The sequence below is a fragment of the Streptomyces sp. RGM 3693 genome, assembly GCF_050471125.1.
GTDB lineage: Bacteria > Actinomycetota > Actinomycetes > Streptomycetales > Streptomycetaceae > Streptomyces.
In genome coordinates this window covers 324123-348340 of record NZ_JBMPPQ010000002.1, presented here as the reverse complement: position 1 = coordinate 348340, position 24218 = coordinate 324123, and the positions used below count along the sequence as shown (strand labels likewise).

The following is a 24218-nucleotide window of genomic DNA, read 5'->3' as shown; positions in this document are numbered from 1 at the left end:
TTTCCTGGCAAGCGAGCGCACAAGGTCATTATCTGCATGGGGCCCGGATTCGGGAGGTGCTTCACCGGGAGGCCCCGGTCACAATCCACCGGCCGGAGCGGGTACGCAGCCACAGCGTCAGCATCCGGACGGTCATCATCAGGGCCATCGCCCACCACAGGGCGACCAGGCCGTCCCCGCCGAGGGCGGGGACGGCCAGGGCCGCAGGGGCGAACACGGCCAGCGTCACGACCATCGCTCCGGCGAGATAAGGCCCGTCCCCCGCCCCCATGAGGACCCCGTCGAGGATGAAGACGATGCCGGCGACCGGTTGGGTGATCGCGACGACCAGAAGAGTGGTGAGCAGCGGGGTCCGGACGGCGGGGTCGGTGGTGAAGAGGGGGATGAACAGCGGCCGGGCGAGCACCACCAGCACGCCGAGGGCGATGCCGGAGGCGATGCCCCACTGGACCATGCGGCGGCAGGCGGCGCCGGCGCCGGCACGGTCTCCGGCGCCGAGGTAACGCCCGATGATGGCCTGGCCGGCGATGGCGATGGCGTCCAGCGCGAAGGCCAGGAGCTGCCAGAGGGACAGGACGATCTGGTGGGCGGCGATCTCGGCGTCGCCGAGCCGGGCGGCGACCGCGGTGGCGATCATCAGCACCGCACGCAGCGAGAGCGTGCGGATCAGCAGCGGGACGCCGGCCTGGGCGCAGGCCCGGATCCCGGCGGCGTCCGGGCGCAGTGAGGCACCATGGTGGCGGGCACCGCGGACCACCACAGCGAGATAGACCGCGGCCATGCCGCACTGGGCGATGACGGTGCCCCAGGCGGAGCCGGCGATGCCGAGTCCGGCGAGGTAGACCAGTCCGACGTTGAGGGCGGCGTTGGCGGTGAAGCCGCCGACGGCGACGTACAGCGGAGTTCGGGTGTCCTGGAGGCCGCGGAGGACCCCGGTGGCGGCCAGGACGACCAGCATCGCGGGGATGCCGAGCGCGCTGATGCGCAGGTAGGTCGTGGCGTACGGGGCGGCGGCCGGGGAGGCGCCGAAGGCTTCGACGAGCCAGGGTGCGGTGGGGAGGACGACGACGATGACGGCCGCGCCGAGGAGCAGGGCGAGCCAGATGCCGTCCATGCCCTGGCGTATCGCGGAGGGGAGGTCGCCGGCGCCGACCCGGCGGGCGACCGCGGCGGTGGTGGCGTAGGCGAGGAAGACGAAGACGGAGACGGCGGTGGTGAGGAGGGCGGCGGCGACGCCGAGTCCGGCGAGCTGGCGGGTGCCGAGGTGGCCGATGACGGCGCTGTCGACCATGACGAACAGCGGTTCCGCGACCAGGGCACCGAAGGCGGGCAGCGCCAGCGCGATGATCTCGCGGTCATGGTGGCGGAGGGTGCGCCGTGGCGTCGCGGGGGCCTGTGTCATGAGGGGCAATCTAATCGTCCACAGGTAAGAGATGCAACTGTCTTGTGCTCCTTACTTTCCGCTGTGGGGAGGTGCCTTCTGTGTGCTGTTTGCGGCGATCATGAACAGGTTGCCGAAGTTTTTCTCTCCCACAGCCTATGGACGAGAAAAGCCCAGGTCAGAGGGGTGTGGATGGCGTGATTGTGTGCTTGTCCACAGAAGTTTCCCCCGGCCCGTGCACAGGATGAGGGGACTTCTCCACAGCTATGAGGCGGTCATCCACACGGCCTGTGGATAACCAGATTGGCGGACGGTGCTCGCGGGCCTACCGTGGTCCGGCACCCGCCGCCTGTTCCGACCATGAGACCCGTCCGAACTCGACGCGCCGTAACCGGAGTCGGGCGTCTCGATTGTCAGCGCTGTGCCGTAAGAAAGAACCGCACAGCAAGGTCCGCCTCGCGGACGGGAGGAGGTGCCGGGGTGAGTATTCCCGAGCCCATGGAGGACCCCTGGGCGGACTCCGGTCCCAGCGACCTGCTGCCGGCCGCCCGCTCCCGCCGGAGCGACGGCAAGGGCCGGGGGCGCGGCGACCGTCCGGAGCGCGACGACGACGGCGGTGGTTCCTGGTCCGGTGGCTTCGAGCGGGTCCCGCCGCAGGACCTCGATGCCGAGCAGTCCGTGCTCGGCGGCATGCTGCTGTCCAAGGACGCCATCGCGGACGTCGTCGAGGTCCTCAAGGGCGACGACTTCTACCGCCCCGCCCACGAGCTGATCTTCCAGGCGATCCTCGACCTGTACGCCAAGGGCGAGCCGGCCGACCCGATCACCATCGCGGCGGAGCTCACCAAGCGCGGTGAGATCGGCCGGGTCGGCGGCGCCTCGTATCTGCACACCCTGGTCCAGTCGGTACCGACGGCCGCCAACGCCGAGTACTACGCCGAGATCGTCCACGAGCGGGCCGTGCTGCGCCGCCTCGTGGAGGCCGGCACCCGGATCACGCAGATGGGATACGCGGCGGACGGCGACGTCGACGAGATCGTCAACAAGGCCCAGGCGGAGATCTACGCCGTCACCGAGCAGCGGACCAGCGAGGACTATCTGCCGCTCGGCGAGATCATGGAGGGCGCGCTCGACGAGATCGAGGCGATCGGCTCGCGGCAGGGTCAGATGACCGGTGTGCCGACGGGCTTCACCGATCTCGACGCGCTGACCAACGGCCTGCACCCGGGCCAGATGATCGTGATCGCGGCCCGTCCGGCCATGGGTAAGTCGACGCTCGCGCTGGACTTCGCGCGGGCCTGCTCGATCAAGAACAACCTGCCGAGCGTGATCTTCTCGCTGGAAATGGGGCGCAACGAGATCGCGATGCGTCTGCTGTCCGCCGAGGCCCGGGTGGCGCTGCACCACATGCGTTCCGGCAGCATGACGGACGACGACTGGACGCGGCTGGCGCGCCGGATGCCGGACGTCTCGGCCGCGCCCCTCTACATCGACGATTCGCCGAACCTCTCGATGATGGAGATCCGCGCCAAATGCCGCCGGCTGAAGCAGCGGAACGAACTGAAGCTGGTGGTCATCGACTATCTCCAGCTGATGCAGTCCGGCGGTTCCAAGCGGGCCGAGAGCCGTCAGCAGGAGGTCTCGGACATGTCCCGAAACCTCAAGCTGCTGGCCAAGGAACTGGAGCTTCCGGTCATCGCGCTCTCGCAGCTGAACCGTGGCCCCGAGCAGCGTACGGACAAGAAGCCGATGGTCTCGGACCTGCGTGAATCCGGGTCCATCGAGCAGGACGCCGACATGGTCATCCTGCTGCACCGCGAGGACGCCTACGAGAAGGAGTCGCCACGGGCCGGTGAGGCCGACCTGATCGTGGCGAAGCACCGTAACGGTCCCACCGCGACGATCACGGTGGCCTTCCAGGGGCACTACTCGCGCTTCGTGGACATGGCGCAGACCTGAGCCGGTGACCTGTAGGGTCTCGGATTTCGCGGCACAGTCTCAGTCGCGGTGGCACGACCGTGGCACTCATGCCGGCGTGGTGGGACTCACTGGTCGGAGCTTTCGCTCTTTTCGGGTGACGGTGATTCTGGTCCGGCCCCGCGCCGAGCAGCCGGTCATGCGTCGCCGACTATCGCCCGCATTCCGTGCCGAGCACCGGCTGCGCTCAAACGGCGGTGGCGGGACGTGCGGGGGAGGCCGAGGAAACCTGGTCCGTTTCGGACTCTTGGAATTCCACCACGGCCGCGCCGTGCTCGTGAGCCCACTCAGTCAGCACGGCGATCGGCCTCACCAGCGTCCGGCCCAAGTCTGTCAGCACGTATTCGACCTTCCCGGCCTCGGCGTGGCGGTCGACCAGGCCGTACCCCTGCAACCGCCGCAGCGTCTGGGTCAGCACTTTCCGCGAGATTCCGCCGATGAGGTCGACCAACTCGCCGTGCCTGCACGGTTCCCGGCTCAACGCGAACAGCACGACCACCGCCCACTTGTCGGCGATGATCTCGATCGCCAGCCGAGCCGGGCAGTCGGCGAGGAAGACGCTGCCGGAGTACTCACGCATGCCCCGACGGTAGCCCGCTGCCAGGAACTTGGAGGTACCTACCGCCTCACTAGCGTCCACGGCGGAAGCTACCGAGCAGGGGGACCGAATGAGCGCAGGTACCGACTGGCCGGGCGGGCGGAAGGTCGTCGCGCTGGTCACCGTCGCGTTGGAGCTGTGGTCGCCAGGGCACTGGCCCGCCTACGCGCCGATGGCCGCGGCGTGGCCGCTGTCCGGCATCGACGACACGCACAGCACCTCCTGGGCGGACTACGGCGTCACCACCGGCATCTGGCGGTTGCTCGACGTCCTCGGTGACCTGCCCGCCACCGTCGGCGTCAATGGACTGGTGGCCGAGCGGCACCCCGAGACCGTCATGGCGGTGCACGAGGCGGGTCACGAGATCGCCGCACACTCCTGGGCCCAGGACGTGGTGCCCGCGCTGCTCGATGTCGATGCCGAGCGGACCAATATCCGTCGTTGCACCGACATCCTTCGCCGAGTCACCGGCGTTCGCCCGACGGGGTGGATGAGCCCACGCGCCACCGGTTCGAGGCACACTGCCGGCCTGCTCGCCGAGGCCGGCTACCGCTGGACCGGCGACCACGGCGACCACGACCTCCCGCAGGTCCTGTCCACCGCTCACGGTCCTCTGGTCTCCCTCATGCACAGCGACTACTCCGACGTCCGCGACGCTGCGGCCGGCCCGTACGTCTACCGCGACCTGCACCGTGAGCTACTGGACCAGATGCTCGCCGCCCCCGGCCCAGGCGTCTTCCGCCTGACCGTCCACGCCCACGTCGGAGGCCGACCGCTCCTCGCGGGCATGGTCGGCCAGATCCTCGACCACCTCCGTGAGTCCGGCGACGTCTGGGTTGCCACCCACGCCCAGGTGGCCGAACACGTTCTGGCACACCAGGGAAGAACGCCATGACCCACGTCCTCGTCGTCGGCGGCACCGGAGCCATGGGCAGCCACGTGATCCCACACCTGTTGGCCACCACCGACGCCACCATCACCGTCCCCACCCGCCACCCGGAGTCCGCCCACGCCACCGAACTCGCCGCCACCGCGCCCGACCGCGTGCGACTGGTCCGCTCCGACTTGGCGGCCCTAGAGGTCCTGATCGGGCAGGCCGACCGCGTGTTCGCCAACACTGACTTCTTCGCGACGGGCAGCGCCGTGGGTGAGTATCGGCAAGGGCTGCACTTGCTGGCCGCCGCGGAGCGGGCCGGCGTGGAGCGTTTCATCTGGTCCTCGTTGGACAGCGCGGTGTCCCTGACCGGCCACCCCGTCCCGCACTTCGACAGCAAAGCCGCCGTCGCCGCCCACATCGGCCTGATGCGGTCGGAGGAAATGCTCCGAAAGGAGACCGACGGCTGGTACACGGACCACGTCTCGGTACTGACCACGGCGCCGTACTTCGAGAACCTGCGGGACCGACTCACCCCCCGACTGGACGGCCGGGGCGGCCTGACCTTCAGGCTCCCCCTCGGCGCCGCCCGCTACCCGCTCGTCGCCCTCGACGACATCGCCTGGTTCGCCGGCCACATGTTCGACAACTGGCAGTCCTGGGGCGCCCGCGACCTCGCGGTGATCGGCGACAGCCTCACCGGCGACGAGATCGCCGCCACCTTCACCCAGGTCACGGGCACCCCCAGCGCCTACGTCCCGATGCCGCACGACGACCTGCGAGCCGCCGTCCCCGACTTCAGCCACGACTACGCGGCGATGTTCCAGTTCTTCGCCGACCGTGATCTCTACGCCCGAGACCGGGACATCGACCTCCTGCGCCGCCTGCACCCCGACTTGATGACCTTCGAGGACTGGCTGCACCACACCGGATGGACGGGATGACCACCCACCGCGTCAAGTCCGAACGCGGGCCCGCACGACAGGGCTCGTCGCTCCGGACCGGGGCCGACGCTGGCCTGAGATCTGGCAAACCTGGCGTGACACACACCAAGGGCCAGCTGAGGAAGATGCCACGAGTTTGAGACCGATCATGACGGCATCGAACCTGCCACCCGCCAGACGTGCCGCGACAGGACACCGTGCCCTGTCGCATTGACGCTGTCGGATGGCCACTTGGTCCTGTGCGTGGTGGCAGGTTCTCGCTGTGGCCACGCGTCGAGTGTCGGCGTTCGGCTTCGGCCATGGGGTGGCTCTCGTTTTGGCCGCCGCCCGGTCGCGGACTGGTTCAGCGGGCGGCGTCGAACTCGTGCACCACCTGGGGCAGGGCCTTGAGGACTGTGGTGGAGTGGTCGAACTCCCCTACATCAGTGAGCTGTTGGTCGGCCCCGTTGGCAATCAGCTGACGCCGGCAGTGCTGGGCGTTCGTAAAGAAGACGTCCTTGTCGCCCCGGGCGTGAAAGAGGTGCACCGGGACTTCGGGCCGCCAGTCGCAGGTGCTGTCCAGCACCTTCAGTTGCCGTTGCAGCTTCCCCGTGGGGTTGCGCACCTTCTGGAGGAACTCCTTGGTGAACAGTTCCTTCGAGGTCTTCGGCAGTGCGGCCGCGAGCTGCTCCGCCTTGTGGTTACCGTCGAAGAGCGTCTCCACCGACTTGTCGTAAGGGGCGCGGAATGCCTGGTCCGGGGTGTCGTAGAGGCCGTACATCCGCTGCCATGCAGTCACGAAATACGCGAGGTAGAGCGATGACCGGTTGACCTTGTCGTTTGCCGCGGCGGCCTCGAAACTGCTCAGGTCGAACGGGCCGGAGATCGGGGCGAGGGCGCCCGTTCGGAAGTACGGGTCGACGCGCTGGTGCAGGGCCTTCCCGAGCATCATCGTGGCGGGTCCACCCTGCGAGAACCCGCTGATGAGTACGCGCCGGTCGAGGCCGCGGCCGTCCCGGCGGGCGAACGTTCGGGCCGCCCGCAACGCGTCCACCGAAGCGGTGACGGTCGCCTCCGGGTTCCCGTACGGATGGATTCCGGGGCCCTTTCCCAGGCCGAGGTAGTCGGGGGCGGAGACCGCGCGGCCGGTCGAGGCGAACAGGAACGCCGTGGTCCGGTCGTGGGATTCGTCGTTCACCGAGCCCACCTCTCCCCGGTACACCTCGGTGCCGTGCAGCCAGGACACGACACGAAGGTCGCGTTCGCTGTTCTTCGGCATGGCGACCAGTTCGCTGGCCGTGGTGGGTTTTCCGGTGGTGTCGACGGTGCGGTACACGATCCGGTGGGCCCGTACGCCGTAGCGGACCTGTGCCGCATTGATCCCTGTCTTCGTCAGGCGGGCCGCGACCTCCTTGGCGTCCAGGTCCGCCACGGGGGTCACGGAGACCACCGAACCGCGTGCCGCTTGTTGGGCAGCGGCGGGGGTGACAGGCGGGGAAGCAGACTGTTTGTCGCCGCACCCGGTCGCCGCCAGTAAGGTCGCGGCGCACACCAGGGCGAGAGCGGCGCGCTTTGCTGATCTTCCAGTGAGCCGAGAGGAGTTCATGCCTGGACTCTGTCGTTTCCGGCACGCTCGGTGCATTGGGACGGGCCCCCTGCTTGAGCAGGGGGGTATCCCCACCCATGGTCACCGCCGCCGCGGTTCGGGTGGGTTCATCGACTTTGCACCGCCGGGTGCGGACGCTGCCCGGCTTTTCTTGACCTGTAGGTCAAGAAAAGTGCTACAGTCTCGGACATGGGAAGGCCGAAGCAGTTCGATCCGGACGCCGCCGTCGAGCAGGCCATGCAGGTGTTCTGGCGCAAGGGGTACGCCGCCACGACGCCGCAGGACCTGGTGGATGCGCTCGGCATCGGCAAGGGCAGTCTCTACAACACCTTCGGCAGCAAGCACGGGCTGTTCGAGCGGGCGCTGGTCCGCTACCGGGACGGTCAGGCGCAGGCCCTGGTCGAGATGGTGGGGGGCACCGGGCCGGTGAAGGACCGGTTGCGCGACGTGCTGCACCTCCTGGTGGAGATGGATCTCGCCGATCCGGACCGCCGCGGCTGTCTGGCCGTCAATGCCGCGGCGGAGCTCGCGGGGGCGGACGAGATCGCGACCGAGCTGGTGCGGCGGATGTTCGACCGGACCGAAGAGGCGTTCCGTGCGCTGATCGAGGAGGGGCAGCGGGCCGGCGAGATCGCGCCCGACCGCGATGCGCGGGCGATGGGGAGCCTGTTGCTGGCCACGGTCGTCGGGCTCCGGCTGTTGGGGCGGGTTGCCGAGGGGCCGGAGCGGCTCTCCAGGGTGATCGACGCGACGATCGACGGCCTCTGACCTGCTGGGATTTCCCGGGCTGGGCGGTGGATGCGTGCTGCCCAAATTTTGTACCTAAAGTTCAAGAACTGGATTCAGGATCGGAGTGTCATGCAGCTCAACCTCACCGACAAGACCGCCGTGGTCACCGGCGCCAGCCGCGGGATCGGACTGGCCACCGTCCGCGCGTTGATCGACGAGGGGGTACGGGTCGTCGGGGCGGCCCGCACCATCACCCCGGAACTCAAGGAGGCCGGCGCCTTCGCGGTCTCCGCCGACCTGAGCACCGTCGACGGCGTGGCCGCCCTGATGGACAGTGCCTTCGCGGAGCTGGGTGGCATCGACCTGCTGGTGAACAACGTCGGCGCCGGGGACGCCGTGGAGCTCGCCGGATTCCTGGACACCGACGACGCCCAGTGGGGCGCCGTCTTCGATCTCAACCTGCTGAGCGCGGTCCGCGCCAGCCGGGCCGCGTTGCCCAGCCTGATCGAGCGCCGCGGCGCGATCGTCAACGTGTCGTCCATCAACTCCCGGCTGCCCGCCGCCGGCCCGGTCGCCTACAGCGCGGCCAAGGCGGCCCTGGCCGCCCTCGGGAAGTCGCTGGCCGAGGAGTTCGGTCCGCAGGGCGTACGCATCAACACCGTCTCGCCGGGCATCGTGCGGACCGCCCTCTGGGAGGACCCGGAGGGCTTCGGCGGCAAGGTGGCGGCGAGCGCCGGGGCGGAGCACGCGGCGTTCCTCCAGCAGATCCCGGAGGCGTTCGGCATCACCAGCGGGCGGATCACCGAGCCGCGGGAGGTGGCGGCGCTGATCACCTTCCTGCTCTCCGACGTGGCCGGGAACATCACGGGTGCGGACTACGTCATCGACGGTGGCACGGTCAAGACGCTCTGACGTGGTGGTCCGGTGGGCGGCGCCGGGGCGGCCGCCCCGGCGGACGGTTTGACCTTCAGGTTGGTCGAAGTCCGAGAATCGCGGCCATGGACGACGACGGGGAACTCCTGAGCATCGGCGCGTTCGCCCGGCGGGCGGGCCTGACGCCGAGCGCGCTGCGCTTCTACGACGACTGCGGGGTGCTGCGGCCGGACCGGGTGGACGCCGCCACGGGATACCGGCGCTATGGGGCCGGCCAGCTGGCGCGGGCGGTACGGCTGCGCCACCTGCGGGCCGCGGGGCTGCCGTTGGTGGACGTCGAGACCGTGCTCGACGGTCCCGAGGACATGGCCCGGAACGTGCTGCGGGCCCACTTGGAGCGGACCCTGCGGGCGGCGGACGAGGCACGGGCCGTGGTGGAGGGCTTTCTGCGGGAGGCGTCCGGGGAGCCGGCGTACCGCGGCGGTACCGCGTGGGCGCGGGTGGACGGGCCGGAACTCGCCAGCGCGGTGCGGCAGGTGGGGCCCGCGGCGGCGGTCGGTGCGACGGTCGGGGAACACTCGGTGCTGGGGTGCGTACTGCTCGAACTCGTCGACGGGGAAGTGCGGTTGGTGGCCACCGATCGCTACCGCCTTGCGGTGCGGGTGCTGCGCCCGGAGGTCTGCGAGGGCGGTCCGCGGCGGGTACTGCTCACGGCGGACACCGCATGTCGGATGGCGGAGTGGGCGGTGCGACAGCTGGCGGTCGAGGTGGAATTCCCGGCCGCGGCGGACGCCTCGGGTGTCGCGCGGGTGCGGCTGCGGAGCGGAGCGGAGCGCTGGGACGCGGGGGCGCCGGGCGACGGGAAGGCCGGAGTGGGCGAGCCGGGGGAGTTCCCGGACTACCGGCTGATGCTGGCGGGGCTGGCGGCCGTGCGGCACCGGGTGATCGTGGATCGGGTCGGGCTGCGGGACGCGGTGGCGGCCCGGGGCGGCGCGGTGGTGTCGCTGACGGTCGGGACGGCAGCGGACGGCACCGCAGAAGGAGTGCTGGAGGTGTCGGGCGGGGAGACCGGACCCGTCCGGCTGCGGGCGGTACGTACCGGGCCCGGGCTGCGGATCGCCTTCGACCCGGCGGTCCTGGTGCCGGTGCTGGAGGCCGGGGTGGGGCCCGATGCGCTGCTGGAGATCGCGAGAGCGGACCAGCCGGTCGTCGTCCGCTCCGCGGACCAGGGGAGTTTCACGACGGTGGTGATGCCGGTACGGGGCCGCTGAGGGCTGGCGGAAGAGAGCCGCGGCCGGAGCGGCACGGCGCGGAAGCGGAAACGGTACGGAGGCCCGGAGGACGGGCGCGACCGGTGACTGAGGGAGAAAGCGGCGGATGGATCCGGAACTGCCGATGGTGCGGCTGTGCGTGGCCGGCATGCAGGCCGAGGCGGAGGGACGTGCCGAGGCGGCGCGGGAACTCTTCCAGCAGGCGTGGGAGGGGGCCCGCGACGACTACGAGGCGTGCATCGCGGCGCACTATCTCGCGCGACACCAGAGCTCGCCCGCGGAGACGCTGCGCTGGAATCAGGAGTGCCTGGACCGGGCCGACCTGGTCGGGGACGAACGGGTGCAGGGCTTCTATCCGTCGCTGTACGTGAACATGGGGAACGCGTACCGGGAACTCGGTCGACTTGCCTCCGCCCACCGGTACTTCGTGCTGGCGGCGGAGCGGGTGGCCGATGCGCCCGAGGGGCAGTACGGCGACTGGAACCGGTGCGCGATCGCGGAGGGGCTGCGGGACACCGCGGCCGCCGCGGCCGCCGAAGGGGATGAGGGAGCCGCGGCGCGAGGGCGCTTCGACGAGGGCGTCGAGGGGCCGGTGCGGGAGCTGTTCGCGGCGTGGTGCGAGCGGGGCGACCTCAAGGCGCTGGGGCTGACGCTTCCGGCGTATCTGGGGTACCTCGGGACGGACGAGGACCGGGTGCGCCTGCGGAGCGCGCTGCACATGGTGCATGCGGCGCGCTGGCTCCCTGAGGAGGAACAGGCCGCGGTGGAGCGGGCGATGGGGGCAGTGGCCATGTCGTGACGGGGGTTGAGCGTGCGGATGTTTCACGTGAAACGACGGGCTGGCAGAGGGTGTTGTTTCACGTGGAACGACGGGCTGAGCAGGGTGCCGTTGTTTCACGTGAAACCGTGCCCGGCGGTGAGGGCGAGTCGTGGCATGCCGGGTGAAGCGCGTGGTGGCCGTTTCACGTGAAACATGGAGGCGCCGGTGGTAGCGGCCGGGGCAGGATGGCGGCGCGGTGGGTGGTTGCTCGCCGCTGCCATGGGCCGGCTGAGCTGGTTCTGCCGGGTGGGAAGTCGCGTTGAGGAGCGTCATGACGGTCGTGGAGTCTGCGCAGTCGCAAGAGCCCGAGTCGAGTGAGGGCGGGGCGCATGAGGTGGTCCCGCGTGGTGGCGTCGCCGTCGATTCCGCCGAGGAATATGTGGAGTTGATGCCGCAGACGCGACGGGCGTTGCTGCGGCGGCTGGCGGTCGCACAGGCCGAGGGGCGGGCGCCGTCGATGATGGGCGCGGTCGTCCGCGGTGGCGAGGTGGTCTGGACGGGGGCCCGGAGTTCGGTGGACGGGGAGGTGCCGCACGGCGATGTGCAGTACCGGATCGGCTCGCTGACCAAGAACTTCGTGGCCGTGCTGGTGCTTCGGCTGCGGGACGAGGGGCTGCTGAAGCTGGACGATCCCATCGGGGCTCACCTGAAGGACGTCCCGGCACCCGAGGTGACGATCGCCCAACTTCTGTCACACAGTGCGGGGTTGGCGGCCGAGTCCCGTGGGCCGTGGTGGGAGCGGACCGCCGGTGAGCTTCGGCCCGAGCCGGCCGATCTGTTCGGTGAGCGTCCGCGGCTGCACCCGGCGGGGCGGCGGCACCACTACTCCAACCCTGGCTTTGCGGTGCTCGGGGCGCTGGTCGAGCGGCTGCGGGACGGGGTGCCATGGGGCGAGGTGCTGCGGGGCGAGGTGCTGGAGCCGCTGGGCATGGCTCGGACGACGGTGCGGCCGGAGATGCCGCATGCGGGCGGCTGGGCGGTCCATCCCTGGGCCGACGTGATGCTGCCGGAACCCGCGCACGACACCGGGCTGATGGGGCCGGCGGGGCAGCTGTGGTCCACGACGGAGGACCTGTGCCGGTGGGCGGTGTTCCTACTGCGGGGCGACGAGCGGGTGTTGAGCGGGGCGAGCCTGACCGAGATGCAGACCCCCGCGGTGCCGCCGGAGGGCGATGGCTGGGACACGGGCTACGGCCTGGGGACGCAGCTGGTCTGGCGGAGTGGGCGCCTGCTGGTTGGCCACACCGGGTCGATGCCGGGATTCCTGGCGGTGCTGTGGGCCGATCCGGCGGAGGACACGGCCGCGCTCGCGCTGGCGAACTGCACCTCCGGAGTCCCGATCGGCGCGGTGGCCGCCGACTTTCTGGAGATCGTGGCCCATCACGAGCCGCGGATCCCGGAGCCGTGGCGACCGTTTCCGGGGGCGGTGGACGAGGACCTGCTGGCCCTGACCGGACCCTGGTACTGGGGCGCGAGCCCGTTCGCGCTGCGGCTGACGTGCGCGCGGGGACTGGAACTGGTCTCGCTGTCCGGCAACGGCCGCAGCTCGCGCTTCCAGGCCGCGGCCGACGGCACCTGGACCGGGCTGGACGGCTACTACGCGGGCGAGACACTGCGGGTGGTTCGGGCACCGGACGGTACGGTCACCCACCTCGACCTGGGGACCTTCGTCTTCACCCGGGGGCCCTACGAGCCCGCCGGTCCGGTGCCCGGCGGAGTGGACCCCGAGGGCTGGCGGGGAGTCTGACCGGGATGTGACGTACGGAAGCGGGGGCCCGCGTGGGTCGGGTCCCCCGTGGCGGGCGAGTCGAGGCCAGAGCGAGCGCTCGGGCCTGTCCGGCGGGGGTGTTGCGGGCGGACGTACAGTCGAGCGAGATGTCAGGAGCCGCCGCAGTGCGCGGCTCGCTACCGCTGGAAGGCCACTGTGACTGCCGTGACTGCGAACGCCGACACCCCGGTTCTGCTCGACCTGCCTCCGCTCGACGCCGCCCGTTTCGCGCGCATCGAGGACAAGGTCGCGGCGCTGATGCGCACCCGCTGCGATGTCGTCACGACGCAGGGCGAGGCGCTGCTGCCCCTGGAGGCGTGCATCCGCTCGGCCGTCCGGCCCGGCAGCACCGCCCTCAACATCGTCACCGGCCCCTACGGCGAGACGTTCGGTGGCTGGCTGCGTTCCTGCGGCGCCGAGGTCGTCACCATCAGCGCGCCGTTCACCGGTGCGGTCACCCCCGAGCAGGTGGCGGACGCGCTGCGCGAGCACCCCGAGATCGACTTCGTGAGCCTGGTGCATGCCGAGGCGGCGACCGGCAACACCAACCCCGTCGCCGAGATCGGCGCGGTGGTGCGTGAGCACGGGGCGCTGCTGATGCTCGACGCGGTCGCCTCGGTGGGGGCCGAGCCGCTGCTCACCGACGCATGGGGAGTGGACCTGTGCGTCATCGGCGGCCAGAAGGCGCTGGCCGGACCGGCCGGGGTCTCCGCGGTGTCCGTCAGCGCCCGCGCCTGGGAGCGCATCGCTGCCAATGAGCAGGCGCCGCGTCGCTCGTACCTCTCGCTGCTGGACTGGAAGGAGCGCTGGATCGACGCCGGGCGCACCGCTCTTCCGCACGCCCCGGCACAGCTGGAGATGCTGGCGCTGGAGCAGGCCGTGGACCGGATCGAGATGGAAGGGCTGGAGGTGGTCATCGCCCGCCACCGGGCGGCCGCCGCGGCGGTTCGGGCGGGTGTCGCGGTGCTCGGCGGCCCGGTGCCGTATGTGATCCGGGACGAGCACGCGGCGCCGGCCGCCACCACGCTCCGCGCGCCGGCGGGGGTGGACGCCCGTGAGGTGGTGTCCGCCGCGCTCTCCGCCGACGGTGCGGTTCCGGTACAGGCCGCCGCCGGTGCCCTGTCAGCGGAGATGATCAGGGTGAACCACTACGGGCGGGCCGCGGACCGTGCGGTGGTGCTGGCCTCGCTGGCGGCGTTGGCGGCCGGCCTGCGGGCGCTGGGGGTGGCGGTCGACGAGGACGCGGCGGCTGCGGCGGCCGGCGCGGCATGGGATGAGGCCCTCGCCGCGGCCTGAGTCGTGCGGGTGCGCTGACCCGTCGGAGGCGTCCTCGGCCGTTGGACGCACCCTCGACAGGAGTGCCACGGGTGTGGTCTGTTTCACGTGAAACAGACCACACCCTTTTTGCTGCCGGGTGCCGGGTGCAGAGGACGGAGACGGGGGGCCGAGGACGGACCGCGAGACCGCGGACTGCGGACTGCGGACGGCGGGGCTGCGGAGAGCGGCGTGTTCGGTGCCTCCCGCCCGGGTGCCCCGCACCGTTGTCCCCGACTCCTCGCCCCACTACCCCCGTGCCCCACCGCCCCTTTGCCCCGCCCCTCCGCCTCACCCTCTTCGCCCCACCCCTTCCCCTCACCTCTTCGCCCCCGGTCTCGGCCCCGGTTTCGGGCCCGGCCCGCGCCATCCCGTGCCATCCCCCACCACCCCGCGGCTCTCGGCCCGGCCCGCCAGCCCCGTGTGGCGATCCGCACGCATGTTTTAAACCCCTCGTAGAATCGGAACGATCGGCCCGGTTGTTCTTCCGGGTGTGGAACGCGGAGGAGCTCGGTGGTCTCAGGAGGGGTGCGGAGGGCGGACGGCGTGCCGACGCCCACCCGCGCGGATGCCCGGCGGAATCGTGCGCTGGTGCTCCAGGCGGCCCGATCCGCCTTTGCGGAACGGGGGTTGGAGGTCCCGCTCGATGAGATCGCCCGGCGCGCCGGGGTCGGCGCGGGCACCGTGTACCGCCATTTCCCTTCCAAGGAAGCCCTGTTCAGGGCGGCGGTCAGGGACCGGCTGCGGCTGTTCGCCGATACCGCGGGGGACTTGGCCGAGGCGGACGACCCGGGCGGGGTGTTCTTCCGCTTCCTGGCGTCGGTGGTGCGGCTGTCCGCCCCCAACAGGGCGCTGGGCGAGGCGCTGGAGGCGGCCGGAGAGCTCGGTCCGGGGCCGGTCGCAGAGGGGCCGGCGGGGCCGGAGCTGGAGTTCCTGGTGGCGCTCGGCGTCCTGCTGACCCGGGCCCAACAGGCGGGCGCAGTAAGGGCGGACGTCGATCTGGCGGACGTGCGCACCCTGCTGACCGGGTGTCTGGCGATGGAGCGCCGACGGTCGGTCGGCCCGGGCCCGGTGGGGGCGGACACCGAGCCCGGCGCGGCGCCGGCGGGCCGGATGACGACGTTGATGCTCGATGGGCTCCGTGCCGACCGGACCGTAACGGAACTGCCGGTCGTGGGGTCGTCGGTCCGTAACGAAACCGGGTGTGCGGTGTGTGGTGCGGTGCTCGCGGTGGCGCGCACCGGGCGGCCCGCGCGGTACTGCGGCGGGGCCTGCCGGCAGAAGGCCCACCGGGCGCGCCGGACCGCTCCCCCGGACCGCCGCTGACCGCTTCCCGACCCGTCAGAGCTGCCGCTTGAAGCCCAGGTGGGAGGCGTCGAAGCCGAGGCGCTCGTAGAAGCGGTGCGCGTCGACGCGGGTGGCGTCGGAGGTGAGCTGGATGAGCTGGCCGCCGAGTTTCCGGGATTCCGCGATCGCCCATTCGATGAGCACGGTGCCCAGGCCGGCCCCGCGCTCATCGGCGTGGATCCGTACCGCTTCGACGATCGTGCGGGTGGCGCCGCGCCGGGCGAGGCCGGGGATCACCGTGAGCTGGAGCGTGCCGACCACGCGGCCGTCCCGGTCGGCGACGACCAGGTGCTGGTTCGGGTCGGCGTCCAGGGCGGCGAACGCGGCGCGGTAGGGCGTCAGGTCGTCGGGGGATTCGCGGGTGGCGCCCAGGGGGTCGTCGGCGAGCATCGCGACGATGGCGGGCAGGTCGGCCTCGGTGGCGCGGCGTATCTCAAGATCGCTCATGGGCGCGACCCTACGCCGCGGGCCCCGGGCGGCCCAGGGTCACCGGGCGGTCCGTCCGGTGACCCTGGGCGGGAATGTGGCGGTCCAGACCGTTACGCGGAGGTGCGCAGCGTTTCGACCGCCGTTACCAGCGGCGCCAGCTCGGGCCGCTTGGCGGCGTCCTGGAGGGCCTCGCGCAGCGCGGTGTCATGAGCGGGTCGGGCCTCTTCGAGGAGGCGCAGCCCGTCGGGCGTGACGTTGGTGTAGATGCCGCGCCGGTCGTCGGGGCACAGGTAGCGCGAGAGCAGCCCGCGCTCCTCAAGCCGGGTGACCAGGCGGGTGGTGGCGCTCTGGCTGAGCACGACCGAGTCGGCGACCTGGTGCATCCGGAGGTGCCCGCCGGGCCCGTCGTGCTGCTGGCTGAGCACGTTGAGGACGGAGAACTCCCGGACGCTGAGGTCGTGCCGGGCCTGGAGGGCGCGCTCGATGTGTGACTCGATGCGGCCGTGCAGGGAGGAGAGTGCGCACCAGCCCTGGGCGAGGCCCCCGGCGGCCGCTTCCTGCGTGGTGGCCGTGTCCCGCTTCCGCTGCGTCATCGCAGACCTCCTCATTGGTCGTACGCCCAGGATAGGGCACATCTGAAATATCCAGCGCTTGCAAATAAAGCGCGTCTGCAATTATTGTGGACGCCGGTTGAGAATGGATGCAATAAATCAAGGAGAAGGAACCGTCATGCCTCTTGCTCTCCTGGCGCTCGCCATCGGAGCCTTCGGGATCGGAACGACCGAGTTCGCGGTCATGGGCCTGCTGCCCGACATGGCGGCCGACTTCGGTGTCTCCATTCCGCTCGCCGGCTACGCGACCACCGTCTACGCCCTCGGGGTGGTGGTCGGCGCACCGCTGATGACCCTGCTCGGCACCCGCTTCACCCGGAAGCAGATGCTGATGCTGCTGATGGGCCTGTTCGTGGTGGGCAACCTGCTCACTGCTGTTGCGCCGACCTTCGGGCTGGTGCTCGCCGGACGAGTGGTCTCGGCGTTCACCCACGGCGCGTTCTTCGGCATCGGCTCGCTGGTGGCCGCCGATCTCGTCGCCCCGGAGAAGCGGGCCGCCGCGCTCTCGCTGATGTTCAGCGGACTGACTGTGGCCAACGTCGTGGGCGTACCGGCCGGCACCCTGCTCAGCCAGCAGTTCGGCTGGCGCACCACCTTCTACGCGATCGCCGTGCTCGGCGTACTGGGGCTGCTCGGCATCGTCAGGCTGGTCCCGGCGCAGCGGGCCAAGGCGGCCGCCCGGATCGGCCGTGAGCTGGCGGCCTTCCGCAACCCGCAGGTCGGGCTGGCGATGCTGATGACCATCCTCGGCTTCGGTGGGGTCTTCGCGGCCGTCACCTACCTCGCCTCGATGATGACCGAGGTCGCCGGCTTCGCCCCGTCCTCCGTCGTCTGGCTGACCGCGGTCTTCGGCCTCGGAATGGTCGGCGGGAACCTGATCTCCGGCCGGTTCACCGACCGCGCCATGATGCCGATGCTGTACGCGTCCCTGGCCGGGCTGGCGGTGGTGCTGGCCGCGTTCACCTTCACCGCGCACCACAAGATCGCCGCGATCGTCACCATCGCGCTCATCGGCTTCTTCGGCTTCGCGACCGTTCCGCCGCTGCAGAAGCGGGTGCTGGACCAGGCGGCCGCCGCCCCCACCCTGGCCTCGGCCGGCAACATCGCGGCCTTCAACTTCGGCAACGCGCTGGCCTCCTGGCTCGGCGGTCTGGTGATTTCGGGTGGGCTGGGCCTCACCGCGCCCAATTGGGTCGGTGCGCTGATGACCGTCGCGGCGCTCGGGGTGGCCGTGCTGGCGTCCTTCCTGGAGCGCCGGCAGCCGGGCCGCGGCAGGGTGGTGGCCGCGGGCGGTCCGGCAGTGGCCGTCGACGAGGCGGTCCCGGCGGCGCGGAGCTGAGCGTTCCGGTCGCTTGTCCTGGTGGTCGGTCGCTTGTCCCGGAGGTCGGCCGGTCGTCCTGGAGGCCGACCCGCTCGCCACCTAAGGGCCGTATGACCGTGGGCCCGCCACCAGGACCCCTCAGGACGGGACGCCCACCCGCTCCCGGCCCCTGGCCGACCGTGCCCCGCGCGGTCGGCCGCCGCGTGTGGTGCGTCCCCACGGCTTGAGCATGGAGACCGCGGTGAGGAAGAGGTAGAGGGCGGAGGCGACCGCCGGCGCGACGAGGAGGCCGGGATCGGGTGCCGGGTGGCCGGCGGCGGCCGTCGCGGCGAGGCGGGCGATGCCGGGGCGGAGCGCGAGCACCGTCAGCCCGACGGCCAGGAGGGTCAGCCAGAACTTGGTGAGGACCCAGCGGTGCCGGGCCAGCCCCCAGTGTGTGCCGAGGGATAGCGCCACCCCGCTGGCCAGCGAGGCCACGGCGACCGGGAGCACCAGGTCGTCCGTGAGGAGCTGCATCGCCTGGTAGGCGGCCGCGGCGGTCTCCGTGGCGCCGGCCGTGAAACCGGTGACGCCCAAGAGGAGGAGTCCGGCGGTGAGTCCCAGCCAGCTGACGGACACGGCGACATGGACGACGAGAAGGGCCCTACGGGCGGGCCGGCGCAGCTGCATGCCTCCACGGTGGCGGGGCGGCGGGTGACGGTACATCTGACGGCGGGAGTATCCGAGCGTACGCGGTGGCGAGTACGGTCCGGCCCCCGCCCGCCCGCACCGGCCTCTTGGGCGGGTTCTAGGCTCCGCCCATGAGCAAGCTGCATCTGTTCGACATGGACGGCACCCTGCTCCACGGGTCCGCGGCCGCCGTTGAGATCTCCCGGCAGCTCGGGCTGGACGAGGAGATCGCCGCTTTGGAGCGGGCGTTCGCGGCCGGTGAGCTGACCCCGGCGGGCTTTGCGCAGCGGGCGTGCGCGCTGTGGGCCGCGGACCTGACCGAGGTTCAGGTGGCGGCGGCCTTCGAGGGCGCGCCGTGGCTGGCCGGCATCCGGGACGTCTGGGCCGATATCCGGGCCCGCGGCGAGCGATGTGCCGTGATTTCCCTCTCGCCGGGCTTCTTCGTCGAACGGCTGCTGGCATGGGGCGTCGACACCGCGCACGGCTCCCGGTGGCCCGCGGTGCCGATCCGGGAACCGCTGGAACCGGCCGGCATTCTCTCGCCGTCAGCGAAGGTACGGATCACGGGCGATCTCTGCGCGCGGTACGGGCTGACCCGCGGGGACTGCGTGGCGTACGGCGACTCGATGTCGGACGCCGAACTCTTCGCGGTGGTACCGAAGTCGGTGGCGGTGAATGCGGATCACCATGTCAGCGACCTGGCCACGTATGCGTACACGGGGCGTGATCTGCGCGAGGCATACGAACTAGTGCGTACCGGCGAGTAATTCGTCAGGCCGGGCGCTTTCTGCGGTGGATTCGTCCGCTGTGCACAAGGAAATTGCTGTCTGTGGGGAGGATCACTGATATTGGCGAAGGCGCGCTGAGTGTTCCCAGATCGGGGCTTGTGGTTTCAACTACTGCCGGTATGGTCGAGTCCGGCTTGGCGGGGGTGACGGTCTCCGCGGGCGCGTGGACGGCAGGGCAAAGCTCGTCAGCCTAGCGGGGAAGCGGCCCGTGTCACCCGGACTTCCGGCTGTTTGTCCGGTGGGATGGGGTGGAGTGGCATGCTGACGGTACGGCATCTGTACCGCTTGCCGTAGGGAAGTGAGAGGTGTCCGCTTTAGGGGATGTTGCCGGAATCGCTTGATTCGATTAAGAATTCCGGACAGGGCGGGGGAATTCCGGGCGGTTCCGGTCAGCGGAACGGCAAAGACAACCGAAAGACGTTCGAGGCGAGGCAGACCATGGACGCTCCAACCACCACGTCGGCCGATAACGGCTCTTCTGGCGGCAGCAGCGGCGATTGGGGTTGGTTCACTCCGCCGTCGAAAAAATCTTCCGGAGATCGACAGCCCCGGCAAAACAGCCAGGACGGGCAGCAATCGACGCAGGATGGCCGTAACGACCAGGGCGAACACGTCGAAACGGAACGGATACCCAGCCGTCCCGTGAATCCGATACGCCCGGTGGGTACCGCCGCCGAGCGGGAGCCGCAGCGGGTCCCGCGACAGAGCTCGCAGCCGCAGTGGGAGACGGCCCGTCAGCCCGATGCCCACGCCTACGCCGAGCAGCCCGCACCCGCCGCCCCGCGCCCCGAGGCCGAGCCGGAGCCGGTCCACGAGCCGGTCACACGGAACCCGTTCGACGCGTTCGGCATAACCGTCCCACCCGCCACGGCGGTCGGATCCGCCCCGTCTGGCGTCTCGGCCCCTGCGCCACCCTCGGCCCTTGTGGCGCCCCCGGCCCCTGCGCCCCCCTGGGCCCCTGTGGCGCCCCCGGCTCCTCCGGCGCCCCCGGCTCCTCCGGCGCCCCCGGCTCCTCCGGCTCCCGCGGCACCCCTAGCCCCGGCGGCACCCCCGGCCCCGGCCAGCACCTCTGCCACCTCCGCCCCCTCGGCCCCCGCCAGCGCCTCCGCCCCCTCGGCCTCCCCCGCACCGCCGGCGTCCTCGGCGCCGTCCGCCCCGGAGCCCACCCTCGCCACACTGGAAGCCACCGGCTCGTCCGACGCGGCGGCCTCTCCCGACGCGGTCCTCATCCGTCGCACCATGGCCGAGATCGAGCCCGTGGCCGACAAGGTCACCTCGTACTTCTACGCGCTGCTGTTCGTCCAGCACCCCGATCTGCGGGCGCTGTTCCCCGCCTCGATGGACGCCCAGCGCGACCGGCTCTTCAAGGCGCTGCTCACCGCCGCCCAGCACGTGGACAACGCCGAGGTGCTCACCCAGTACCTCTCCCAGCTCGGCCGCGGGCACCGCAAGTACGGCACCCAGCCCGACCACTACCCGGCGGTCGGCGAGTGCCTGCTGAGCGCGCTCTCCCGCTATGCCACCTCCAGTTGGAGCCAGGAGGCCGAGGACGCGTGGGTGCGCGCGTACATCGCGATCTCGCAGATCATGATCGACGCGGCGGCCGAGAACGAGGCGGTCGCCCCCGCCTGGTGGCAGGCCGAGGTCGTCGCGCACGAGCTGCGCACCCCCAACACCGCGGTGGTGACGGTCCGGCCGGACCAGCCGTACCCGTTCCGCGCCGGGCAGTACACCAGCCTGGAGACCCCGTGGTGGCCGCGGGTCTGGCGGCACTACTCCTTCGCCTCGGCGCCGCGTTCGGACGGCCTGCTCTCGTTCCACGTGAAGGCGGTGCCGGCCGGTTGGGTCTCCAACGCACTGGTGCACCGCGCCCGACCCGGTGACGTCCTGCGGCTCGGTGCGCCGGCCGGCTCGATGACCGTCGACCACTCCACCGGCAACGGCCTGCTGTGCGTCGGCGGCGGCACCGGCATCGCGCCCATCAAGGCGCTGATCGAGGACGTCGCGGGCCACGGCGCCCGGCGCCCGGTGGAGGTCTTCTACGGCGCCCGCAGCGAACACGACCTGTACGACATCGACACCATGCTGCGCCTGGAGCAGACCCACCCCTGGCTCTCCGTCCGCCCGGTCGTCGCCATCGGGCCGGGCACCCGGGGCGGGCCCGGCACCATCACCGGTCAACTCCCCGATGCAGTACGGCAGTACGGCCCGTACCAGGAGTACGAGGCATATCTTTCCGGACCGCCGGGACTGATCCGTAGCGGTGTGGAGGCATTGGTGGGGGTCGGTATTCCGGCCGAGCGGATACGGCACGACTCCATCGAAGAGCTGGTATCGACGGGAGACTGAAGTCTTGGCAGGCGAAGGTGAATACGGTCGGCCGACGGAGGGACGGGAGCTGCGCCTACCGGCGGAGCGCCCCGGGAGCGACGGTGAGCACCTGGTGCAGCAGAGACTTGGGACGTCCGGGCGCGCCGACCGCTTCTACGCGGACCAGGTCCTGGACCACCTCAACGTGCGGATGCAGGAGTTCGTCGCCCGCCAGGAGATGTTCTTCCTGGCCACGGCGGACCGGCACGGCGAGTGCGACTCCACCTTCCGGGCCGGGCCGCCCGGATTCGTGCAGGTGCTGGGCGACCGGCTGTTGGCGTACCCGGAGTACCGCGGCAACGGCGTCATGGCGTCCATCGGCAATCTCTCCGAGAACCCGCGGCTGGGCATCCTCATGATCGACTTCACCCGCGACCGGATTGGTCTGCACATCAACGGCCGGGCCCGCGTGGTGCTGGACGAGGACATGCGGGTCCACTACCCGAACCTCCCGGTGGACCCGATTCCCGGCCGCCGGGCGCAGCTGTGGGTGATGGCCGAGGTCGAGGAGGCGTACATCCACTGCGCCAAGCACATCCCGCACCTGCAGAAGGTCCCGGCGAAGGAGCGCGGCGCCCGAGCCTGGGGCACCGACGACGTCAAGCGCAAGGGCGGCGACTTCTTCGGGTCCGCCGCCGAGGCGGACCTGCGCACGCCCTTCCAGCGGCCGCAGCACGCCCATGAGCATCTGCGCGGCGGGCTGCACGAGGACGTCCCGGAGCCCGGGTACGGAGCCGGCCCGGCGCCCGTGCCCGGCCCGCGCCCGTCGCGGGACGACCTGGCCGTGGAGCTGAACGGGGAGTTCCTCGACCGGGTCGAGAAGGTGCTGGCCCGCGCCCAGCCGCGCCGGGCCGCCGAGGACGCGCCGGAGTTCCGCGGCTGGTTCGACCGGCGTGACGGCTGACCGGCGCGACGGCTGACCGGGGTGGCGCCCCGGGACCACCGGCCCCGGGAGCCCCAGGGGCGGTCCCCTGGATCCGAGGTCGGACCGGCCCTACCCCAGATCGGGGGCGTGCATCGCGCGCACGCCCTCGATGTTGCCGTCCAGGTAGTGCCGTAGGGACAGCGGGACGACCTCGACCGAGGCGATCCCGACCCGGGTGAAGGGCACCCGCACGATCTCGTACTCGCCGCACGGTTCCTCGACCTCGGGGCCGTGCCGGCGGGACGGATCCATCGAGTCCAGCCGGCAGACGAAGAAGTGCTGCACCTTGACGCCGTCCACACCGCCGTCGGTGAGGTGCTCGACGGTGTCGACGAAGACCGGCACCACGTCGGTGACCTTGGCGCCCAGCTCCTCGTCCAGTTCACGGTGGAGGGCCTCGATGACCGTGGCGTCCGCCGGCTCGACGCCGCCGCCCGGTGTGATCCAGTACGGGGACCGCCCCGGCTTGGTGCGCTTGATCAGTACGAGATCCGCTCCGTCGAGCAGGATCGCGCGGGCGGTGCGTTTGACGACTGGCCGTACGGTCATAGGGGACAGATGCCGCAGTCACGGCCTGGTGAAACCCCCCTCGTCCCACTGTCCACGTCACCAGCTCGCCGCGGTGCGCAGCAGCCACTCGTGCGCCCGCGCGATGTGCGGCAGCCCCAGCGTCCCGGTCCGTACGGCCAGGAAATAGGTGCGCAGCGGGGGCACCGGCGGGTCGAGGAGGGCGACCACCGTGCCGCTGTTCAACGCTTCGGCGCACAGGTAGCGCGGCAGGACGGCCAGCCCGGCGCCCGCCGCGACGCAGGACAGCACCGCCCGCAGATCACTGGCGACGACCGTGGCGGCGGCGGTGGGTTTGGCGTCGAAGACGGCTGCCCAGTAGCGGGCGATCAACGGCAGGCTCTCGTGGACCTCGACGAACGGGACCGGGTCCAGTACGCGGACGCCGCGGGTCTGGAGGACGCCGGGGCCGCCCAGTCGGGCCGCCCAGCGGGGCGCGGCGACCAGGACGTGTTCCTCGTCGCACAGCGGGGTGGCGGTGAGCAGTCCGCCGCGCGGCCGGGTGGTGGTGACGGTCAGATCGTGGTGCCCGGCGGCCAGACCGTTCAGCAGCTCGTCGGCGGCGCCGAAGGCGGTGCGTATGGACAGGCCCTGGGCGATGAGCGGGCTCAGGGCGGGTAACGCGCGCTCGGCGGTGAACTCCGGTGGGCCGCCGAGGTGGAGCGTGCGGGTGGTGGAGTCCTGGTCCAGTCCGGCCTCGGTGATCTCGGTGAGGGCGTCGAGGTGGGGCGCGATCTTGTGGGCGAGTTCGTCGCCGAAGGTGGTGGCGGTGACGCCGCGGGCGCAGCGGACGAAGAGCGGGCGGCCCAACCGGCGTTCCAGCGTGCGGATTTGGCTGGTCACCGCGGGTTGGGAGAGCCCGAGCAGCGCGGCGGCCCGGGTGAACGAGCCGGCGCGGTGGACCGTGACGAAGGTACGCAGCAGTGCCAGATCCATCGCGTACCTCCTGCGCCCCTCGGAAGCCTGGTCGCGGGCCAACTATAAATTTGTCGATAGGGCTGTGTCGCTAGCGTGATTGGACACTGACGCTCAGTCAACTAGCCTTGTTGAAGCGGTT

The 24218-nt window shown here is 71.1% G+C and carries 22 protein-coding genes; 14 read left to right on the top strand and 8 right to left on the bottom strand.

Features of this window, described 5'->3' with window-relative positions; all coding sequences use genetic code 11:
• Window positions 1-61: 61 nt before the first annotated feature.
• Window positions 62-1402 (bottom strand): MATE family efflux transporter, encoded by a 1341-nt coding sequence (locus ACO0M4_RS18870; protein WP_430371846.1) that lies wholly within the window; start codon window positions 1400-1402, stop codon window positions 62-64.
• Window positions 1403-1879: 477 nt separating this feature from the next.
• Here ACO0M4_RS18870 and dnaB point away from each other — a divergent pair, with 477 nt between their 5' ends.
• Window positions 1880-3340 (top strand): replicative DNA helicase, encoded by a 1461-nt coding sequence (gene dnaB / locus ACO0M4_RS18865; RefSeq protein WP_430373849.1) that lies wholly within the window; start codon window positions 1880-1882, stop codon window positions 3338-3340.
• Window positions 3341-3545: 205 nt separating this feature from the next.
• Here dnaB and ACO0M4_RS18860 read toward each other — a convergent pair whose 3' ends face one another.
• Window positions 3546-3938 (bottom strand): winged helix-turn-helix transcriptional regulator, encoded by a 393-nt coding sequence (locus ACO0M4_RS18860; RefSeq protein ID WP_430371845.1) that lies wholly within the window; start codon window positions 3936-3938, stop codon window positions 3546-3548.
• 88 nt (window positions 3939-4026) lie between these two features.
• On the opposite strand from ACO0M4_RS18860, the gene ACO0M4_RS18855 reads away from it, so the two are divergent.
• Both ACO0M4_RS18855 and ACO0M4_RS18850 read left to right on the top strand, forming a co-directional pair.
• Complete coding sequence (locus ACO0M4_RS18855) at window positions 4027-4851, top strand: polysaccharide deacetylase family protein (protein WP_430371844.1); 825 nt, start codon at window positions 4027-4029, stop codon at window positions 4849-4851.
• Window positions 4848-5774, top strand: coding sequence for an NmrA family NAD(P)-binding protein (locus ACO0M4_RS18850; protein ID WP_430371843.1), 927 nt, complete (start codon window positions 4848-4850; stop codon window positions 5772-5774). The genes ACO0M4_RS18855 and ACO0M4_RS18850 overlap by 4 nt, the downstream gene beginning before the upstream one ends.
• A 343-nt stretch (window positions 5775-6117) precedes the next feature.
• Here the strand turns inward: ACO0M4_RS18850 and ACO0M4_RS18845 are convergent, their stop codons facing one another.
• Window positions 6118-7194: a hypothetical protein gene (locus ACO0M4_RS18845; protein WP_430371842.1), complete on the bottom strand. Its 1077-nt coding sequence runs from the start codon at window positions 7192-7194 to the stop codon at window positions 6118-6120.
• Between the two features lie 354 nt (window positions 7195-7548).
• Between ACO0M4_RS18845 and ACO0M4_RS18840 the strand changes: the two genes are divergently transcribed.
• The 7 genes from ACO0M4_RS18840 to ACO0M4_RS18810 all read left to right on the top strand — a co-directional run bounded on the left by ACO0M4_RS18840 (window position 7549) and on the right by ACO0M4_RS18810 (window position 15460).
• Window positions 7549-8127, top strand: a complete 579-nt coding sequence (locus ACO0M4_RS18840; protein ID WP_430371841.1) for a TetR/AcrR family transcriptional regulator — start codon at window positions 7549-7551, stop codon at window positions 8125-8127.
• A gap of 90 nt (window positions 8128-8217) precedes the next feature.
• Window positions 8218-9000 carry an oxidoreductase gene (locus ACO0M4_RS18835; protein ID WP_430371840.1) on the top strand — a complete coding sequence of 261 codons (783 nt, stop codon included), beginning with the start codon at window positions 8218-8220 and terminating at the stop codon, window positions 8998-9000.
• A gap of 86 nt (window positions 9001-9086) precedes the next feature.
• Window positions 9087-10232, top strand: a complete 1146-nt coding sequence (locus tag ACO0M4_RS18830) for a MerR family transcriptional regulator (RefSeq protein ID WP_430371838.1) — start codon at window positions 9087-9089, stop codon at window positions 10230-10232.
• A gap of 106 nt (window positions 10233-10338) precedes the next feature.
• A complete protein-coding gene (locus ACO0M4_RS18825; protein WP_430371837.1) occupies window positions 10339-11031 on the top strand; it encodes a hypothetical protein in 693 nt (230 codons plus the stop codon).
• Window positions 11032-11440: 409 nt separating this feature from the next.
• A complete protein-coding gene (locus ACO0M4_RS18820) occupies window positions 11441-12799 on the top strand; it encodes a serine hydrolase domain-containing protein (RefSeq protein ID WP_430373848.1) in 1359 nt (452 codons plus the stop codon).
• A gap of 177 nt (window positions 12800-12976) precedes the next feature.
• The gene (locus tag ACO0M4_RS18815; RefSeq protein WP_430371836.1) at window positions 12977-14116 is read left to right on the top strand and encodes a pyridoxal-phosphate-dependent aminotransferase family protein; all 1140 of its coding nucleotides are present in this window, start codon (window positions 12977-12979) and stop codon (window positions 14114-14116) included.
• 564 nt (window positions 14117-14680) lie between these two features.
• Window positions 14681-15460: a TetR/AcrR family transcriptional regulator gene (locus ACO0M4_RS18810; RefSeq protein WP_430371835.1), complete on the top strand. Its 780-nt coding sequence runs from the start codon at window positions 14681-14683 to the stop codon at window positions 15458-15460.
• 15 nt (window positions 15461-15475) lie between these two features.
• Here the strand turns inward: ACO0M4_RS18810 and ACO0M4_RS18805 are convergent, their stop codons facing one another.
• Window positions 15476-15928, bottom strand: a complete 453-nt coding sequence (locus tag ACO0M4_RS18805; protein WP_430371834.1) for an N-acetyltransferase family protein — start codon at window positions 15926-15928, stop codon at window positions 15476-15478.
• Window positions 15929-16020: 92 nt separating this feature from the next.
• The gene (locus ACO0M4_RS18800) at window positions 16021-16503 is read right to left on the bottom strand and encodes a MarR family winged helix-turn-helix transcriptional regulator (RefSeq protein WP_430371833.1); all 483 of its coding nucleotides are present in this window, start codon (window positions 16501-16503) and stop codon (window positions 16021-16023) included.
• Between the two features lie 136 nt (window positions 16504-16639).
• Between ACO0M4_RS18800 and ACO0M4_RS18795 the strand changes: the two genes are divergently transcribed.
• A complete protein-coding gene (locus ACO0M4_RS18795; RefSeq protein WP_430371832.1) occupies window positions 16640-17860 on the top strand; it encodes an MFS transporter in 1221 nt (406 codons plus the stop codon).
• Window positions 17861-17980: 120 nt separating this feature from the next.
• Here the strand turns inward: ACO0M4_RS18795 and ACO0M4_RS18790 are convergent, their stop codons facing one another.
• The gene (locus ACO0M4_RS18790) at window positions 17981-18511 is read right to left on the bottom strand and encodes a DUF2269 domain-containing protein (protein WP_430371830.1); all 531 of its coding nucleotides are present in this window, start codon (window positions 18509-18511) and stop codon (window positions 17981-17983) included.
• A 131-nt stretch (window positions 18512-18642) separates the two neighbouring features.
• On the opposite strand from ACO0M4_RS18790, the gene ACO0M4_RS18785 reads away from it, so the two are divergent.
• The 3 genes from ACO0M4_RS18785 to ACO0M4_RS18775 all read left to right on the top strand — a co-directional run bounded on the left by ACO0M4_RS18785 (window position 18643) and on the right by ACO0M4_RS18775 (window position 22573).
• Window positions 18643-19278, top strand: coding sequence for an HAD family hydrolase (locus tag ACO0M4_RS18785; protein WP_430371829.1), 636 nt, complete (start codon window positions 18643-18645; stop codon window positions 19276-19278).
• A 459-nt stretch (window positions 19279-19737) separates the two neighbouring features.
• Entirely contained in the window at window positions 19738-21648 is a 1911-nt protein-coding gene (locus tag ACO0M4_RS18780; protein ID WP_430371827.1) for a globin domain-containing protein, read from the top strand.
• 94 nt (window positions 21649-21742) lie between these two features.
• Window positions 21743-22573: a pyridoxamine 5'-phosphate oxidase family protein gene (locus ACO0M4_RS18775; protein ID WP_430371826.1), complete on the top strand. Its 831-nt coding sequence runs from the start codon at window positions 21743-21745 to the stop codon at window positions 22571-22573.
• 90 nt (window positions 22574-22663) lie between these two features.
• Here the strand turns inward: ACO0M4_RS18775 and ACO0M4_RS18770 are convergent, their stop codons facing one another.
• Both ACO0M4_RS18770 and ACO0M4_RS18765 read right to left on the bottom strand, forming a co-directional pair.
• Entirely contained in the window at window positions 22664-23143 is a 480-nt protein-coding gene (locus ACO0M4_RS18770) for an NUDIX domain-containing protein (protein ID WP_430371824.1), read from the bottom strand.
• A gap of 57 nt (window positions 23144-23200) precedes the next feature.
• A complete protein-coding gene (locus ACO0M4_RS18765) occupies window positions 23201-24097 on the bottom strand; it encodes a LysR family transcriptional regulator (RefSeq protein ID WP_430371822.1) in 897 nt (298 codons plus the stop codon).
• Window positions 24098-24218 lie beyond the last annotated feature (121 nt).